The organism is Helicobacter suis HS1 (assembly GCF_026000295.1).
GTDB classification, from domain to species: domain Bacteria; phylum Campylobacterota; class Campylobacteria; order Campylobacterales; family Helicobacteraceae; genus Helicobacter; species Helicobacter suis.
Genome location: NZ_AP026769.1, coordinates 43,226 through 57,629, shown reverse-complemented (window position 1 = coordinate 57,629; position 14,404 = coordinate 43,226). Strand labels below are relative to the sequence as shown.

The following is a 14,404-nucleotide window of genomic DNA, read 5'->3' as shown; positions in this document are numbered from 1 at the left end:
CCATGTTAATGCCTAAAAAAACCAAATACCGCAAGCAGATGAAAGGGCGCAACCGGGGCAAGTCTACCCGCGGTGCTAGCCTAGCCTTTGGCGATGTTGGGATTAAAGCCGTTGAGCATGGGCGCATCGATTCGCGCCAAATAGAGGCAGCACGGGTGGCTATGACGCGCCATACAAAAAGAACGGGAAAGGTGTGGATTCGCGTATTTCCAGACAAACCCCTAACTGCCAAGCCTTTAGAAACACGGATGGGGAAAGGGAAGGGTTCTGTAGAAAAGTGGGTGATGAATATCAAGCCCGGGCGCATCATTTATGAAATGCTAGGGATTGAGGAGGAGGTAGCGCGTGAGGCTTTGGCTTTAGCGCAAAGAAAGTTGCCTTTCAAAACCAAGATTGTAACTAGAGAGAGTGAGAATGAAATTTATTGAGCTAAAAGACAAAAGCCAAGCAGAGCTACAAATCTTGTTGAAGGATAAGAAATTAGAGCTTTTTGAGTTGCGTGTGAAGTTAAAAACCATGCAGTTAAGCAATCCTTGTCAGATCCGCGCTTTGCGTAAGGATATTGCCCGCATCGCAACAGCTATCAGTGCTTTAAAGGATAAACATGGAGTCTAAACAAGCGCATAAACGAGTCATTCAGGGTAGAGTACTGCGTAGAATCGATGCCCGTACTGTGGTGATCTTGGTGGAAAGAAAAGTGGTACACCAAAAGTACCATAAAATTGTGAAACGCTTTAAAAAGTACACTATAGATGATGTCCAAAACAGCGCGGAAGTAGGAGATGTGGTGAGTGCTATGGAGTGTAAACCTATTTCTAAAACCAAGACTTTTGCGCTTAAAGAAATTGTGAGCAAGGGAGAGTAGAGATGATACAGAGTTTCACAAGATTAGTGGTGGCGGATAATAGCGGGGGGAAGGAAATCATGTGTATTAAGGTTTTAGGGGGAAGCCATCGCCGGTATGCCAGTGTAGGAGATGTGATTGTGGCCTCTGTGAAAAAGGCTATCCCCAATGGCAAGGTGAAAAAAGGGCAGGTTGTCAAGGCGGTTGTGGTGCGCACTAAAAAAGAGGTACAAAGACCCAATGGTTCGCTGATTCGCTTTGATGATAACGCTGCTGTAATTTTAGATGCCAAACGCGATCCTATTGGCACTCGCATCTTTGGACCTGTGAGTCGTGAAGTCCGCTACGCTAATTTTATGAAGATCATTTCTTTAGCCCCGGAGGTACTCTAATGCGGATTAAAAAAGAGGATATGGTGAAGGTGATTGCAGGAGATGATAAGGGCAAGGTGGGCAAGGTTTTAGCCGTCTTTCCTAAAAAATCTATGGTTATTGTAGAGGACTGTAAGTTAGTCAAAAAGAGCATTAAACCAACAGATGAAAACCCTAAAGGCGGGCATGTTTTCAAAGAGATGCCCATGCATATTTCCAATGTCAAAAAAGAAGAGGAGTAGGGTATGTATGGTTTGAAAAGCTTTTATGAGAAGGAAGTGAAGACACAGTTAGCAGCCGATTTAAATATTAAAAATCCCATGTTACTCCCTAAGATTGAAAAAGTTGTACTCAGTGTGGGGGCGGGTAGTTATGCTAAAGACATGAAAATCATGCAAAATATCGCCCAAACCCTTTCACTTATTGCCGGCCAAAAGGCGGTGATCACTACAGCTAAAAAGTCAGTGGCGGGTTTTAAGATCCGTGAAAGAATGGCGGTGGGAGTAAAGGTTACTTTGCGCAATAAAATCATGTATAACTTTTTAGAAAAACTTATTGTGATTGCTTAACAAGGAGTGAAAGATTTTAGGGGGGTTTCTAGAAATGGTTTTGATGGGCGGGGGAATTATAGCTTTGGGCTCAATGAACAGTTAATTTTCCCAGAGGTTGTTTATGATGACATCTTGGTAACCCACGGGCTTAACATCGCAATCATCACTTCTACAAATAGCGACAAGGAGGCATTTAAGTTGTTAGAACTACTCGGAATGCCATTTGCGAAAGGACGCTAATGGCTAAAAAATCAATCATTGCAAAGGCGCACCGCAAACCCAAGTTTAAAGTCAGGGCTTACACCCGTTGTAATATCTGTGGCCGTGCCCACTCGGTTTATAGAGATTTTGGGCTATGCCGTGTGTGTTTGCGCAAAATGGGCAATGAGGGACTAATCCCCGGCCTTAGAAAAGCCAGTTGGTAAGGGAGTTGTATGGTAAATGATATTGTGGCAGATTCTTTAACCCGTATCCGCAACGCAAGCATGCGCAGATTGGAAGTAACCGAGCTGTATTATGCCAAAATCGTAGAATCCATTTTAGAAATTTTTAAGGCGCGGGGTTTTATCACTAACTACCGCCTCATTGAAAAAGATGGAAAATCTTTTATTTCTGTGGAACTCAGCTATGATGAAAAGGGTAGGCCGGTGATTAATGAGATCAAGCGCTTAAGCAAGCCGGGGCGACGGGTGTATAAACAATCTCGCGAACTTAAGCGGTTTAAAAATGGCTATGGCGTGGTGGTAGTGAGCACAAATAAGGGTGTGATCACGAATGAGGAAGCCTACAAACAAAATGTAGGCGGCGAAGTGCTTTGTAGTATCTGGTAGGAGTTGGCATGTCAAGAATTGGTAAAAAAGTCATTGCTATCCCTAGTGGGGTACAGGTAAGTTTAGCAGGATCGTGCCTGCATTTTAAAAACCAAAAGAGCAGTCAGGAATTAGAAACCCATGGGCGGGTTAAAATTCTTTTAGAGGAAAATACATTGCGCTTTGAACCGGTAGGAGAAAGCGCGCAAGATCGCGCCTTTTGGGGAACTTATGGGGCTTTGGCAAATAATATTGTTATGGGTCTGGATAAGGGTTTTAGCAAGGTTTTAGAGGTAAATGGGGTTGGTTATAAAGTGGCTTTAGGGCATAAGGTTTTAGAACTTAATTTAGGTTTTAGCCATCCGATCAAATACCCCATTCCAGAAGGTGTAGAGATTGTTGTGGATAAAAATACCATCACAATCAAGGGGAGTAACAAGCAACAAATTGGCCAAATTGCGGCTAATATCCGCGCTTTGCGCCCCCCTGAACCTTACAAGGGTAAGGGTATTAAATATAAAAATGAAGTGATAGTCCGCAAAGCCGGTAAAACCGCAAAAAAATAGGGGATAGAGATGACAAAAAATGTTTTAGAAAAGAAAAAAGCCCAGAGACTCAAACGCAAAAAGCGCGTCCGCTCTAAAGTGTTTGGCACGCAAGAGCGTCCCCGCGTGAGTATTTTTAAATCCAATAAACATCTGTATGCGCAGGCTATAGATGATGATAAGCAGATCACGCTTGCCCATGTGGATGGTAAAAAGCTAGGGCTTGGAAAGAGTGTAGAAGATAGCAAAAAAATCGCGCAGGACTTTGCAATCCAGCTTAAAGAAAAAGGCATTGAAAAGGTGGTTTTTGATCGCAATGGGTATTTATACCACGGCGTGGTGGCAGCCTTTGCAGAGACTTTGCGCGAACAAAACATCGCCCTTTAAGGATTGGCATGGAAATTAATAGAGAAGAATTTCAGGAAGTGGTGGTTAACATCGGGCGGGTTACTAAGGTTGTTAAAGGCGGGCGTCGTTTCCGTTTTAATGCGCTGGTGGTTGTGGGTAATAAAAACGGCCTTGTAGGCTTTGGGCTTGGCAAGGCTAGAGAAGTCCCCGATGCGATTAAAAAAGCTATAGATGATGCTTTTAAAAATATCATAGAGGTTAAAATCAAAGGTACAACTATCGCCCATGATATAGAGCAAAAATATAACGCAAGTAAGATTTTGCTTAAACCAGCTAGTGAGGGTACAGGCATTATTGCCGGGGGCTCTACCCGCCCGATGATAGAATTGGCCGGTATTAAAGATATTTTAACCAAGTCTTTAGGGTCTAATAACCCTTATAATGTAGTACGCGCGACTTTTGAAGCGCTTTCTAAAATCAAAGGGTAGGAGATTGCATGGCATTAGAAAATTTACAACCCGCAAGGGGCAGTGTATCTAGCATTAAAAGAGTGGGTAGAGGGCAGGGCTCTGGAATGGGCAAAACCTCCACTAGAGGCGGAAAGGGTCAAAGTGCGCGTACAGGTTATAAACACAAACGGGGCTTTGAGGGCGGACAACAACCTTTGCAACGCCGTTTGCCTAAGGTAGGTTTTACAAGCCGTACCAAAAACTACAGCTACAGTATCAATGTAGACAAATACCCACAGATTTTTAAGCTTGAGACTCTTAGTTTAGAACTCATCCGTAAAATCCACCCCTTTTCTAGCGCGATTAAAAAGGTAAAACTTATTGGGACAAAGGCTAGAGAACTCAGCGCTAGAATCCAAGATGAAAGAATTAGCACTAGCGGACAAAAGTAATGACAAAAGCCATAGCCACTAAGATTTTTATCACTCTGGGCTATTTATTCCTCTACAGAATGTTAGCCTATGTGCCCATTCCGGGAGTGGATCTGGCAGCCATTAAGTCTTTTTTTGATCATAACTCTAGCAATGCTCTGGGCTTGTTTAACATGTTTAGTGGGAACGCGGTTTCGCGTTTAAGCATTATCTCACTAGGAATCATGCCCTACATCACTTCCTCCATTATTATGGAGCTTTTGAGCGCGACTTTTCCCAATCTAGCTAAGATGAAAAAAGAGCGCGATGGAATGCAAAAATACATGCAAATTGTGCGTTACGCTACCATAGGCATTACCGTCATTCAGGCTATTAGTGTTTCCTTTGGGTTGCGCTCTATCGGGCATGGGAGCAATGGGGCGATCATGATTTCTATGCAAACTTTCTTGCTTATCTCCACCTTTTCCATGCTCACAGGTACAATGCTTTTAATGTGGATTGGCGAGCAAATCACCCAAAGGGGCTTAGGTAATGGAATTAGCTTAATCATCTTTGCAGGCATTGTCTCTGGCATTCCAAGCGCCATTGCAGGTACTTTTAATCTAGTCAACACAGGCGTGATCAATGTTTTAGTGTTGCTTGGTATCTTTGCTATCATTTTAGCCACGATCTTTTCTATTATCTATGTTGAGCTTGCCGAACGGCGTATCCCTATTTCTTACGCCCGTAAGGTGGTGATGCAAAATAGAAATAAACGCATCATGAACTACATTCCTATCAAGCTTAATTTAAGCGGGGTGATTCCTCCTATTTTTGCCTCCGCCCTGTTGGTTTTCCCCTCTACAATCTTGCAAGCCTCTTCTAATAAAATTTTGCAGGCCATCGCAGATTTTCTTAACCCGCATGGTTATATTTACAATGTCTTAATGTTTCTGCTCATTATCTTTTTTGCCTACTTTTATTCCTCTATTGTTTTTAACTCCAAAGACATTGCGGATAATCTTAAACGCAACGGGGGTTTTATTGCAGGATTAAGACCGGGTGAGGGAACGGCTAATTTTTTAAACACCGTGGCAAGCCGTTTGACTTTATGGGGGTCTTTATATTTGGCTGTTATTTCTACTTTGCCTTGGATTTTAGTTAAGGCAATGGGTGTACCCTTTTATTTTGGTGGCACAGCTGTACTTATTGTGGTGCAAGTGGCGATTGATACCATGAAAAAAATTGAAGCGCAGATTTACATGGGCAAGTACAAAACCTTAAGCGCTATAGGTTTTTAATGGCCATTGCCATTAGAAATAGCAAGGAAATTGCGCTTTTGAAAAAGGCAGGGGAGGTGGTAGGACAAACCCTGCAGTTTCTTACACAAAAAATCCACGCGGGTATGTCTCTTTTAGAAATAGATTCTCTAGCTGAGGAGCACATCTATAAAATGGGCGCAACCCCTGCTTTCAAGGGGCTTTATGGCTTTCCTAACACGGCTTGTATTTCTGTAAATGAGGTCGTTATTCACGGTATCCCAACAGATTATTGTTTGCAAGAGGGCGATATTGTGGGTTTAGATTTAGGCGCGCAGATACAAGGCTATTTTGGCGATGCAGCCATCACTCTTGCTATAGGTGAGCCTAGCGCTAAAGATGCTAAACTCATTGCCTGCGCTAAAGAGAGTTTGTATGAAGCGATTGCAAGTTTGGAGGTGGGAATGCATTTTAAAGAGCTTAGTCAGATTTTAGAGAATGCAATTAGAGGGCGGGGCTTTGTGCCCTTGTTTGATTTTTGCGGGCATGGGATAGGTAAAAAACCCCATGAAGAACCCCAGATTCCTAATTATTTAACCCCCGGGATCAAGGCTAAAGCGGGGCCTAAAATTAAAGAGGGAATGGTTTTTTGTTTAGAACCTATGGTGTGCCAAAAAGAGGGCAAGCCTAAGATTTTAGCCGATCGCTGGAGTGTGGTTTCTGTAGATGGGCTTAATACCAGCCATTATGAGCATACGATTGCAATGGTTAATAAAAAAGCGCAGATTTTAACGGAGGTTTGAGTGGCAAAAGATGATGTGATTGAAGTAGATGGAAAGGTGATTGAAACCTTGCCTAATGCGACTTTTAAGGTGGAACTGGATAATAAGCATGTTGTACTTTGCCGGATTTCTGGCAAGATGCGCATGCATTATATCCGCATTGCCTTAGGGGATAAAGTGCGTTTAGAGCTCACGCCCTATAGTTTAGATAAGGGGCGAATCACTTTCCGTTACAAGTGATTTAAGTGTTTTATAACTAACATTTTTTTACAATTAAACCTTTTTCACGAGGAGTTGTTAAATGAAAGTAAGACCTTCTGTTAAAAAGATGTGTGATAAATGCAAGATCATTAAAAGGCGCGGGGTGATCCGCGTGATTTGTAGCACACCCAAACACAAACAAAGACAAGGATAGGCATGGCAAGGATAGCAGGGGTGGATTTACCCAAGAAAAAACGCATTGAGTACGCGTTAACCTACATTTATGGTATAGGTTTAAAAAGCTCAAGGGATATTTTAGCTAAGGTTAATATTTCCCTAGATAAGCGAGTACATGATTTGAGTGAAGATGATATTTCTAGTATTACAAAAGAAATTCAGGCTAATTATGTTGTGGAGGGGGATTTGCGCAAAAAAGTACAAATGGATATTAAAGCCTTAATGGATTTGGGCAATTACAGGGGAATTCGCCACCGCAAGGGTTTACCTGTGCGTGGACAAACCACAAAAAATAACGCCCGCACCCGTAAAGGTAAGAAAAAAACCGTGGGCAGTAAATAAGGGAGTATAGATGGCAAAACGAGCGGGTGTCAAAAAAAAGGTTGTCAAGAAAAATATCGCTAGGGGAGTGGTCTATATCGCCGCTTCTTTTAACAACACCAATATCACGGTAACAGATGAAATGGGCAATGTGATCTGCTGGTCTACAGCGGGTGGACTGGGCTTTAAGGGGTCTAAAAAATCCACACCCTATGCAGCCCAACAAGCCGTAGAAAATGCGATGATGAAGGCAAAAGATCATGGCATTAAAGAAGTGGGTATTAAGGTGCAGGGTCCGGGGAGTGGGCGAGAAACTGCTATTAAAGGTGTAGGGAGCATTGAGGGCATTAAGGTTTTATGGATTAAAGACATCACACCCCTGCCCCACAATGGTTGTCGCCCCCCTAAACGAAGAAGAGTATAAGGAGAGAGAATGGCAAGGTATCGATCTGCGGTTGAAAAATTAGAACGCCGTTTTGGGGTTTCTCTGGCTTTAAAGGGCGAACGCCGTTTGAGTGGTAAAAGCGCGCTAGATAAACGATCGTATGGACCAGGTCAGCATGGACAAAGGCGTGGGAAGATCTCTGATTATGGCTTGCAACTGCGTGAAAAACAGAAAGCTAAGGCGATGTATGGGATTTCTGAAAAACAATTTAGATCCATCTTTAAAGAGGCAAACCGAATGGAGGGTAATACGGGGGAAAATTTAATCTGTCTACTTGAGCGCAGATTAGATAATGTGGTTTACCGCATGGGTTTTGCCAGTACGCGAAGCTTTGCCCGTCAGTTAGTTACGCATGGGCATATCCTAGTAGATGGCAAACGCTTAGATATTCCCTCAGCCTTTATTAGGCATGGGCAAAAAATTGAGCTGATTGAAAAAAGCAAGGAAAACCCTCAAATTGCGCGCTCTATAGAACTTAGCAAGCAAACAGGAATGGTGGCGTGGATTGATGTGGATCAGGATAAAAGGTTTGGGATTTTTACCCGTTATCCTCAAAGGGAGGAAGTGGTGATTCCTATTGAAGAGCGCCTGATTGTAGAATTATATTCAAAATAGGGGGAGATTATGAAGGTGATTAAAACAGCGCCCCATGTCCCTACTGATATTCGTGTGGAGAGGTTGGGCGATAGGGGTATCCGCGTCTCTGTTTCTGCCTTTGAAAGTGGCTATGCTATCACTCTAGCCCATCCTTTGCGCCGTTTGTTATTACAAAGTTCGGTGGGTTTTGCCCCTATTGCGATTAAAATAGAGGGCGTTGCGCATGAATTTGACTCTGTGCGGGGCATGGCCGAAGATGTAGCGCTTTTTATTGCTAATCTTAAAAATATCCGTCTAGTGGCCAAAAATTTAGAAAATGCAGAAGATCAGTTGGTGGTGCATTATTCTTTCAATGGTCCAGCTAAGCTAAGTGGCAAGGATTTAGCAACAGAGGAAGTAGAGGTGGTGGATACAGAAACTTATTTAGCGACCATTAATGAAGATGGGCAACTAGGGTTTTCTTTGATCATACAAAAAGGCATGGGTTATGTGCCCTCTGAGAGTATCCGCGGGTTTATCTCTAGCGATTACATTCCTTTAGATGCGTGCTTTACCCCTATTAAAAAAGCGATTTATCATATTGAAAATATCCTAGTAGATGGCAACCCTAATTTTGAAAAGGTGATCTTTGAGATTGAAAGCGATGGGCAGGTTGATCCTAAACAAGCCTTTCAAGAAGCCATTAAAACCATGCATGCCCAAATGCACATTTTTAGTACAAATTTGAGTGATTCTAAAAATGCCTACCACTTGGAAAATAATCTTGAAATTAAAGAGTTAATTAAAAAAGTTGAGGATTTAGATCTAAGTGCGCGTTGTTTAAATTGCCTAGATAAGGTGGGGATCAAATACATTGGCGAATTAGTACTCATGGATGTTTACGAACTTAAAGGGATTAAAAATTTGGGTAAAAAATCCTATGATGAGATCGCCGAAAAATTAGAGCAACTCAAATACCCCGTAGGCCAAGAACTCCCTGAAGGGTTTAAAGCCTCTTTAAAAGCCCGTATTGATAAATTAAAAAGCGAGGAAAGTTAATGCGCCACCAAAATAGATTTAGAAAATTAGGCCGAAGTTCAGCCCACAGAAAAGCTTTACTTAAAAATCTAGCGATCTCTTTAATTGAACATGGCCAGATTGAAACAGGGATTTATAAAGCTAAAGAGTTGCGATCTTTTATTGAAAAACTTGTAAGTACTGCTCGCAAAGGGGATTTTAACGCCCACCGCTTTGTCTTTGCCTCCCTCCAGCACAAAAAAGCCACCCATAAACTAGTCAGCGAGGTAGCGCCTAAATACACTGATCGCAAGGGGGGCTATACCCGTATCCATAGAAGTGCTATCCGCAGAGGCGATGCCTGTACTTTGGCTAAGATTGCCTTTGTATAATGGAATGTTTGGGCTTTCTAGCTACTCTTGGGGTGGCAGGGATTTTATACTTCAAACCCACCTTAGAAAAGCTCGCCTTTAGGATTTTTATCTTTATCTGGCTAGTAGAGCTTGTGATGTTCATAGCCCACACCTCTACTATTTTGCCCAACATGAATTTATAATCCGCAATTCTTTTTTTCATGTGCAAGTAGCCACGCCTTAATATCCACCCCACCCCCATAACCTCCTAAATCTCCATTTTGGCGTACTACGCGGTGGCAGGGAATAAATAGAGGGCAGGGGTTTTTATGATTAGCCTGACCTACAGCACGGCAAGCTTTTGGTTTGCCTAGAATTTTGGCTATTTCTTGATAACTCATTGTTTGTCCATAGGGAATCTGTTTTAAAGCTTGCCATACTTGTTTTTCAAAAGAAGTACCTTGAAGCACCAGCGAAATATTGAAGCGCCTAAGAGAGCCTTCAAAATAACCCTCTAAAGCCTCTATCACAGCGTGCATGCGGCTATCTGGTTTATCGCTTTTCAAACATGACTTTGTAAATTCTAGGTTATAAAGCCCCCCTGTATTGGTACAAAGCCGCAAGTAAGGCATAGGAAAACTTAACGGGGTCTTAAAAAAATAGACACTCATAGCCCCATCTTAAAGGGGTTTAAAATGTTATTAGGATCAAAAGCCTGCTTGATACTTCTAAAAAGCCCCATTTCCTCAGGGCTAAAGGCTAGAGGCATAAATTTAGCCTTAGAAAGACCAATGCCATGCTCTCCGCTTAAAGTCCCCTCCAAAGCCACCGCGCATTTAAAAATCTCCTCCATTGCCCTCTGCCCCTTTTCTAGTTGCTCCTCTGGGTTTTCTAGCATGATATTAACATGTACATTGCCATCACCAGTATGCCCAAAACAAGGAATGGGCAAGTTATAAACCTGACTGATACGCCCCACCTCCTCTAATAAAGCAGGCAAACTCGCACGGGGCACAGTAACATCTTCGTTAAGTTTTTTACGCCCATAAACGGTAATACTTTGTGAAGCGTTGCGGCGCGCAAACCACAGATCTTCTTCTTCTGTAGTGTTTTGTGCGGTTTTAAAATCCGTACAACCATTGGCTTTAAAATGTTTTTCTATCTCTTGGAGTTGCCAAGCAATTTGCTCGCTCACACTGCCATCTACTTGGGTGATAAGAATCGCGCCTGCCTCTATGGGTAAACCCTTTTTAAAACGCTCCTCCACAGCTCTAATGCTTAAATTATCTAAAAATTCCATAGCTACAGGTACTACCCCGCTAGCCATTGTTTTATACACCGCCTCCATCGCCTCTTTTATGCTAGAAAAAACCCCCATCGCCGATTGTTTAAGTTTGGGCTTGGCTAGAAGTTTGAGTGTGATCTCACTAATTACAGCTAAACACCCCTCACTAGCTATTAAAATCCCGGCCACATTAAAACCCGCCACATCTTTAATTGTTTTCTTGCCTGCGCGAATAATTTGCCCACTAGGCAAAACTGCCCGCAAAGCCATCACATAATCCTTTGTAATGCCATATTTAGCTGCACGCATTCCCCCCGCATTTTCACTCACATTACCCCCTAAGGTGCTTTGATCTTGACTAGCGGGATCGGGTGGATAAAAAAGCCCGTATTTTTCTACCTCGTTTTGAAAATCTTTATTGATCACTCCGGGTTGGACGCGGGCTATCAAGTTTTTTTGATCAATTTCTAAAATTTGATCCATGTGCTTTTCTACACTTAGCACTAACCCCCCGCGTACGCTTAAAGACCCCCCAGTAAATCCGCTCCCTGCCCCTCTTGGCACGATAATAATGCGGTGCTGGTTGCAGTAGGCTAGAATCTGGCTAATATCTTGCTCATTTCTTGGAAAGATCACTCCATCGGGTAAATAATGTTCTCTAGTAGCATCGTAGGCATAAGCGCTTAAGTGGGCTTTATCGGTGAAAAAATTATCCACCCCCACAAGATTACTCAAATATTTGGCATGGCTTTCTTCTAACAAGTAAACCTCCTATTCTTGCTCTTCCTTGCGGATTTGCTTAGATTTCTTTTTATCTTTTTTTCTGGCTTCCCTCTCTGCTTTTCTTTTAGCTTTGGTTTCCATGCGCTCTTTAGCTAATTGCTTTTTATAGGCTTTCTTAGCCTCCTTAGACTCTTTGGCTCTCTCTTTAGCGCTGGTAGTATCTAAAGACCTTTCCTCTTGTTCTTGCTTCTTAGAAAAACCCGGCATAATGGATTGCTTTTCCTCTTTAACCTCTTTTTTGTACTCTTTCTCTAAAGTCTTTTTTTCTTGGCTGGTTTTAGCATTCTTTATATCTTTTTTAAGCTCTCGTTTATCCTCTATCTTAACATCTTTAACTAGTCTTCTTTCTGATTGTTTACGCAATAAAGCATCGTAATAGGCAAAATAACGGGTGGCTCTCCCTCCTGCAAAAAGTTTACCAAGGGTGCCTCGATCAATGCCTTCTACGCGTGAAAAGAAAGGGGTATAGGTACGGCCTACCCTTGAGGTATCTAGCAGGCTAGATTCTAAAATAGCAAAACTCTGGCAATCAAGAATACTTAGCCGATTGGTGCTAACCACAAATAGCAAACCCACACTGTAAATATCACAGGCCTTCCGCACAACCTTAACCGTGGGATCAAATCCATTCAAAAAAGTCATGAGCAAATCTGAGCTAATAAAATTGATGTCTGGATAGCTATCTTTAACTTTTTCATATGTGTGTAGATCTGGAGCGATCAAAAAGGCTTGGTTATTAAATTCACGAAAGATAGCCAAATTCCCCTGTTTAGGCGTCATTCTTGGGGTTGGCAAGTGGCGCTGTTTCATGACATTAAAAGGGTCATACTTACCAAGAGCCACTCCATCTTGGATTGAAAATACCTCCACATTAGCCACGATGACACTATAATCTGTCAGTTTGGCTAAAATATACCCACTCTCCCCCACTTTTAAATCATAAGCCTGAAAACGCACTATCTTTCTTATTTTGTCTACTGAATCAATATCAATTTTTAAGGGTTCACTCCAAGTTTGTGCTTTGGTTTCCATGCGCTCTTTAGCTAATTGCTTTTTATAGCCTAAGCATGCTCATCCTTAAAATATTGCCCAAACCACAAGAGCGCATACCCTAGCCCAACACTCTTACAAATCTGTTCATTTGCCATAAATGCCTTGTATTCCTCTAGCGGCAAATACACTAATTCAATCTCCTCAGTGTCAATTCCTCCGCCCCGATGTTTGTAATGTTTCTCTCCAATGCTAGCAAAAAACATCGTCTGTTTACTCCCGCTAATGCCAGTAGCCGCATAAAAGACCCCGATTTTTTGTAGCATCTGGGGTTCAATGGCATACCCGCACTCCTCAAACACCTCCTCACAGGCAATTTGCTCTAAACTTTTATTAGCCTTGTCTACTAATCCTGCACACAATTCGTAGGTATAACCGTCTACACTTTGCCCTGCGTATAAACAGGCGTTAACAAAAACAGCAGGCCTAAATTGTTTGACTAAAAGTAGGCTTTGTTTTTGGACATGATGGAGCAGAATAGAAACACTGTCATGGACGCGCACCATGTCCCAACTTTTGGCCACCCCATTTTCCTCGTATAAAATCCGCTTTGGCTTAAAATAGGGGGAGTGGGGGCAATCAACAACTTGGATTTGATCGTAGGCAATCATTTAATAATCAACTTCATCGGTTTCTTTCTGGGCATATTCAAAGGAAATCGCATCCTCTAAGAGAGTTTGATAAGGTTTAATTGCTTGACTAAAGAGTTGTTTTTTATGGCCGCTAAGTTGACTCTTAGCCGTGCGGATACGCCCAAGTGGATCGATGGGGCGATCGTTTTTATACACACCAAAGTGTAAATGCGGACCTGTGCTAAGACCTGTGCTACCTACTTTGCCAATCACCTGCCCCCTTCTTACATAAGCATGTAAGTGTAACCCTTTTGCAAAAGCACTCATATGGGCATAAACTAGGCGTAAATCACTGCCATGTTTGATCTCAACCGTATTGCCATACCCGCCCCTATAGCCCTTAGAAACCACATAGCCATCTGTAGCCGCTCTAATTAAACTCCCTCTTTTAGCCGCATAATCCACGCCATAATGAGGGCGGATTTGTTTAAGAATGGGGTGCATGCGCCCTAGTGAAAATCGTGAAGAAATACGAGAGTAGTGTACGGGGGTTTCTAATAAAAACTCAACCACTTCCTTTCCTTCTGTATCATAATACTTGCCATTGTAAGAGAAAACATAGTGGCTACGCTTATGTGTTTCTAGCATGGCTGCTTTGATACTAGGATAGCCAAAGGGCTTATTGAGGCGGTATTTACGGGTGTAGACAATAGCAAGTTGATCGCCCTTGATTACGGCTCGCTTAAGATTGATCGTTTTTTTATAAATCCCAATGAATTCTTGGGCTAACTTAATATCACCGGTAGCTTTTAAAATATCCTGATAGGGGGAGTGTTGTAGGCGCATAGAAAAAACTTTTTGTGCGCTATTGACAACAATGGGGATAAAATCTAAGCGGTATTGGCCATGATCGTTAAATAAACGCAACTGTACAGACTCACCCACAGGTACTAAAACTTGTAAAAGCTTTCCTTGATCGTCTCTAAGTGTGTAATAGGGGGTACCGGCTCTAATTTCTGTTCCCAATTCTTTATCTTGATAAGATAGGTTGTAGTAGATTTTGGCATCTATACGGTTTTTATTTAAAAAACCAAGCAAGGTCATGCCCCCCTCCCACACTAAACGCTCCCCTACCGCTGCTATCATAAAGCCCGTGCAAAACAACCACGCTAAAACTGCCCTAATCACCACAACAC

General features: G+C 42.3%; 26 protein-coding genes and 1 pseudogene. 22 read left to right on the top strand and 5 right to left on the bottom strand.

The features are described from left to right. Positions 1-2: 2 nt before the first annotated feature. From rplP to OO773_RS00270, 22 genes and pseudogenes are all read left to right on the top strand, one after another. Positions 3-428: a 50S ribosomal protein L16 gene (gene rplP / locus OO773_RS00375; protein ID WP_006565271.1), complete on the top strand. Its 426-nt coding sequence runs from the start codon at positions 3-5 to the stop codon at positions 426-428. Then, a complete protein-coding gene (gene rpmC / locus OO773_RS00370; RefSeq protein WP_006565270.1) occupies positions 415-615 on the top strand; it encodes a 50S ribosomal protein L29 in 201 nt (66 codons plus the stop codon). The genes rplP and rpmC overlap by 14 nt, the downstream gene beginning before the upstream one ends. After that, positions 605-865 (top strand): 30S ribosomal protein S17, encoded by a 261-nt coding sequence (rpsQ, locus tag OO773_RS00365; protein WP_034376677.1) that lies wholly within the window; start codon positions 605-607, stop codon positions 863-865. The genes rpmC and rpsQ overlap by 11 nt, the downstream gene beginning before the upstream one ends. Before the next feature lie 2 nt (positions 866-867). Beyond that, positions 868-1,236: a 50S ribosomal protein L14 gene (gene rplN, locus OO773_RS00360; protein WP_006564210.1), complete on the top strand. Its 369-nt coding sequence runs from the start codon at positions 868-870 to the stop codon at positions 1,234-1,236. Beyond that, positions 1,236-1,457 (top strand): 50S ribosomal protein L24, encoded by a 222-nt coding sequence (gene rplX, locus OO773_RS00355; protein ID WP_006564209.1) that lies wholly within the window; start codon positions 1,236-1,238, stop codon positions 1,455-1,457. The genes rplN and rplX overlap by 1 nt, the downstream gene beginning before the upstream one ends. A gap of 3 nt (positions 1,458-1,460) precedes the next feature. Next, positions 1,461-2,006: pseudogene (rplE, locus tag OO773_RS00350) on the top strand (50S ribosomal protein L5). Beyond that, the gene (locus tag OO773_RS00345; RefSeq protein WP_034376675.1) at positions 2,006-2,191 is read left to right on the top strand and encodes a type Z 30S ribosomal protein S14; all 186 of its coding nucleotides are present in this window, start codon (positions 2,006-2,008) and stop codon (positions 2,189-2,191) included. Before rplE ends, OO773_RS00345 begins: the two are co-directional and overlap by 1 nt. 9 nt (positions 2,192-2,200) lie before the next feature. Continuing rightward, positions 2,201-2,596: a 30S ribosomal protein S8 gene (gene rpsH, locus OO773_RS00340; protein WP_006564206.1), complete on the top strand. Its 396-nt coding sequence runs from the start codon at positions 2,201-2,203 to the stop codon at positions 2,594-2,596. 8 nt (positions 2,597-2,604) lie between these two features. After that, the gene (gene rplF / locus OO773_RS00335; RefSeq protein ID WP_006565269.1) at positions 2,605-3,141 is read left to right on the top strand and encodes a 50S ribosomal protein L6; all 537 of its coding nucleotides are present in this window, start codon (positions 2,605-2,607) and stop codon (positions 3,139-3,141) included. Positions 3,142-3,150: 9 nt separating this feature from the next. Further along, positions 3,151-3,507: a 50S ribosomal protein L18 gene (gene rplR / locus OO773_RS00330; RefSeq protein WP_034376673.1), complete on the top strand. Its 357-nt coding sequence runs from the start codon at positions 3,151-3,153 to the stop codon at positions 3,505-3,507. 8 nt (positions 3,508-3,515) lie between these two features. Further along, on the top strand, positions 3,516-3,956 hold the full coding sequence (gene rpsE / locus OO773_RS00325) for a 30S ribosomal protein S5 (RefSeq protein ID WP_006564203.1): 441 nt from the start codon (positions 3,516-3,518) through the stop codon (positions 3,954-3,956). An 8-nt stretch (positions 3,957-3,964) separates the two neighbouring features. Beyond that, the gene (gene rplO / locus OO773_RS00320) at positions 3,965-4,369 is read left to right on the top strand and encodes a 50S ribosomal protein L15 (RefSeq protein ID WP_006564202.1); all 405 of its coding nucleotides are present in this window, start codon (positions 3,965-3,967) and stop codon (positions 4,367-4,369) included. Continuing rightward, on the top strand, positions 4,369-5,628 hold the full coding sequence (gene secY / locus OO773_RS00315) for a preprotein translocase subunit SecY (protein ID WP_006564201.1): 1,260 nt from the start codon (positions 4,369-4,371) through the stop codon (positions 5,626-5,628). The genes rplO and secY overlap by 1 nt, the downstream gene beginning before the upstream one ends. Beyond that, positions 5,628-6,389 (top strand): type I methionyl aminopeptidase, encoded by a 762-nt coding sequence (map, locus tag OO773_RS00310; RefSeq protein ID WP_006564200.1) that lies wholly within the window; start codon positions 5,628-5,630, stop codon positions 6,387-6,389. The genes secY and map overlap by 1 nt, the downstream gene beginning before the upstream one ends. Next, positions 6,390-6,608 (top strand): translation initiation factor IF-1, encoded by a 219-nt coding sequence (gene infA, locus OO773_RS00305; protein WP_006564199.1) that lies wholly within the window; start codon positions 6,390-6,392, stop codon positions 6,606-6,608. A 61-nt stretch (positions 6,609-6,669) separates the two neighbouring features. Further along, positions 6,670-6,783, top strand: coding sequence for a 50S ribosomal protein L36 (gene rpmJ, locus OO773_RS00300; protein WP_006564198.1), 114 nt, complete (start codon positions 6,670-6,672; stop codon positions 6,781-6,783). Between the two features lie 2 nt (positions 6,784-6,785). Next, positions 6,786-7,148 carry a 30S ribosomal protein S13 gene (gene rpsM, locus OO773_RS00295; protein WP_006565265.1) on the top strand — a complete coding sequence of 121 codons (363 nt, stop codon included), beginning with the start codon at positions 6,786-6,788 and terminating at the stop codon, positions 7,146-7,148. Positions 7,149-7,158: 10 nt separating this feature from the next. Then, entirely contained in the window at positions 7,159-7,551 is a 393-nt protein-coding gene (rpsK, locus tag OO773_RS00290; RefSeq protein ID WP_006564196.1) for a 30S ribosomal protein S11, read from the top strand. A gap of 9 nt (positions 7,552-7,560) precedes the next feature. Continuing rightward, on the top strand, positions 7,561-8,187 hold the full coding sequence (rpsD, locus tag OO773_RS00285; protein WP_006564195.1) for a 30S ribosomal protein S4: 627 nt from the start codon (positions 7,561-7,563) through the stop codon (positions 8,185-8,187). A 9-nt stretch (positions 8,188-8,196) separates the two neighbouring features. Further along, positions 8,197-9,207, top strand: a complete 1,011-nt coding sequence (locus tag OO773_RS00280; protein WP_034376670.1) for a DNA-directed RNA polymerase subunit alpha — start codon at positions 8,197-8,199, stop codon at positions 9,205-9,207. After that, the gene (gene rplQ / locus OO773_RS00275; protein WP_034376669.1) at positions 9,207-9,557 is read left to right on the top strand and encodes a 50S ribosomal protein L17; all 351 of its coding nucleotides are present in this window, start codon (positions 9,207-9,209) and stop codon (positions 9,555-9,557) included. The genes OO773_RS00280 and rplQ overlap by 1 nt, the downstream gene beginning before the upstream one ends. Continuing rightward, the gene (locus OO773_RS00270) at positions 9,557-9,721 is read left to right on the top strand and encodes a hypothetical protein (RefSeq protein ID WP_167531093.1); all 165 of its coding nucleotides are present in this window, start codon (positions 9,557-9,559) and stop codon (positions 9,719-9,721) included. Before rplQ ends, OO773_RS00270 begins: the two co-directional genes overlap by 1 nt. Here the strand turns inward: OO773_RS00270 and OO773_RS00265 are convergent. From OO773_RS00265 to OO773_RS00245, 5 genes are read right to left on the bottom strand one after another with little or no spacing between them, the layout of a single operon-like run. Further along, positions 9,716-10,189: a methylated-DNA--[protein]-cysteine S-methyltransferase gene (locus OO773_RS00265; RefSeq protein WP_006564192.1), complete on the bottom strand. Its 474-nt coding sequence runs from the start codon at positions 10,187-10,189 to the stop codon at positions 9,716-9,718. The two genes, OO773_RS00270 and OO773_RS00265, sit on opposite strands and share 6 nt — an antisense overlap. Continuing rightward, positions 10,186-11,565, bottom strand: coding sequence for a glycolate oxidase subunit GlcD (gene glcD, locus OO773_RS00260; protein WP_006564191.1), 1,380 nt, complete (start codon positions 11,563-11,565; stop codon positions 10,186-10,188). Before glcD ends, OO773_RS00265 begins: the two co-directional genes overlap by 4 nt. Positions 11,566-11,574: 9 nt before the next feature. Beyond that, positions 11,575-12,618, bottom strand: a complete 1,044-nt coding sequence (locus tag OO773_RS00255; protein ID WP_264828576.1) for a plasminogen-binding N-terminal domain-containing protein — start codon at positions 12,616-12,618, stop codon at positions 11,575-11,577. A 29-nt stretch (positions 12,619-12,647) separates the two neighbouring features. After that, positions 12,648-13,247, bottom strand: a complete 600-nt coding sequence (locus OO773_RS00250; protein ID WP_006564189.1) for an NUDIX hydrolase — start codon at positions 13,245-13,247, stop codon at positions 12,648-12,650. Beyond that, a complete protein-coding gene (locus OO773_RS00245) occupies positions 13,248-14,396 on the bottom strand; it encodes a peptidoglycan DD-metalloendopeptidase family protein (protein ID WP_231102880.1) in 1,149 nt (382 codons plus the stop codon). Positions 14,397-14,404 lie beyond the last annotated feature (8 nt).